The sequence below is a fragment of the Marilutibacter maris genome (assembly GCF_006546735.2).
Taxonomy (GTDB): domain Bacteria; phylum Pseudomonadota; class Gammaproteobacteria; order Xanthomonadales; family Xanthomonadaceae; genus Marilutibacter; species Marilutibacter maris.
The window spans coordinates 1-1,439 of sequence record NZ_VICD02000156.1; the positions used below are offsets into that span (position 1 = coordinate 1).

Below are 1,439 nucleotides of genomic sequence, written 5' to 3' on the forward strand. Positions count from 1 at the left end.
CTCCGCCACAGCGTACGCGCCTGCTCCAGGCGGCCCCGGCCCAGCGCCGCCCGGGCACGTGCGCGGCGGCGCTCCAGCAGCCGGGCAAGTTCGGCGGTCGCGTCCGGCAACTCGGCGTGACCGGCGTCGAAGCCGCGTGCTTGCGCAATCAGCGCCCCGGCGGCGGCGAGCTCGTCGGCCCGCATGCGGCTCCAGGCGCGCTGCAGCATCGCGCTGATCGCATCCTCGCGACCCTCCAGCGCCTCGGTACGGTTGGGCTGCACCGCCAACACCCGTCGGTACAGCGGCAACGCCGCATGGTCGTTGCCGCTGAGATCGCCCGCCTTCAGCGCCGAGGCCGCCGACACCAGCCATTGATCGACATCGGCCCGCGCCGCTTCGCGGGCGCGCAGCTGAGCGGCCAACGCATCGGCGTCGGCCCGCGGCACCCCCAGCTCACGGGCCAGCGTCAACATGCGATAGGCATCGTCGTAGCGCCCGGTATCCATCGCCATCCGTGCCTGCGCCAGCGCCTGCCGTGCGACCCGGGACAGGCCGGCGCGGGCCTCGATGCGATCGGGCTCCAGCGCCAGCGCGGCTTCGTACAACTCGCGTGCGCCGCTGCCGTCGGTCGCGGTCAGCCGCCCCTCGGACAAGGCCTGCTCGGCATCGGTGCGCAGCTGCTGGGCGCGGGTTTCGGGCCACAGGCGATCGGCCAGCGGCTGCCTGAACACCATCAGCGCGACGATCGCCAGCGCGATGCAGGCCAGTGCGCCCCACCAGCGCCAGGCCGGCGAGGATTGCCGTTGCCGGAGCGGGCGCCGATCATCGCCGGTCGCGGCGACATCGGCCCGATCCGGGGCCAGGGTCGGCTCGATCCGGCGGCGTCCCGGGCCCCTGCGCGCGTTGCGGTTCCTGTCCATGTGCGCCCCAGCATAATCGCTTGCCGTTGCATGCCGCGTGAGCCGGCCTGGACGAAGCCGGACCTAGACCCGGCGCGCGTACTCCACGCCCGGCAGCGACGCCAGCTTGCCCAGCACGCTCGACAACTGCCCGAAGTCGGCGACCCGCAGGCGCAGGCGGATGCGCACGTGGGCGCGATCGCGCTCGAAGTCGCTGCGCATGTTGGTCACGTGCACATTGTCCTGCGCGACCAGATTGGTGATGTCCTTGAGCAGCCACTTGCGATCGATCGCACGCAACTCGGCGTCGATCTCGTGGCTGCTGCCGGCCCGCCCCCATTCCACCGGCAGCACCCGCTGCGGCTGCTGCGCGGACAGGCGCAGGAAGGTCGCGCAGCCGGGGCGATGCACGCTGACGCCACGCCCGCGGGTCAGATAGCCGACGATCGCCTCGCCCGGCAGCGGCTGGCAGCAGCGTGCCAGCTGGGTCAACACGTTGCCGACGCCCTCGACGGTGAATTCGCTGGTCCGCGCCGGCTGCCGCTGCGGCGCGGGCGC

1 protein-coding gene and 1 pseudogene are annotated in these 1,439 nt (G+C 73.1%); both read right to left on the minus strand.

The features are described from left to right. A pseudogene (locus FKV24_RS09595) lies at window positions 1–902 on the minus strand (hypothetical protein); the annotation flags it as partial. A gap of 63 nt (window positions 903–965) precedes the next feature. Then, a partial coding sequence (locus tag FKV24_RS09600) for an ACT domain-containing protein (RefSeq protein ID WP_141482221.1) occupies window positions 966–1,439 on the minus strand: 474 nt, incomplete at its 5' end.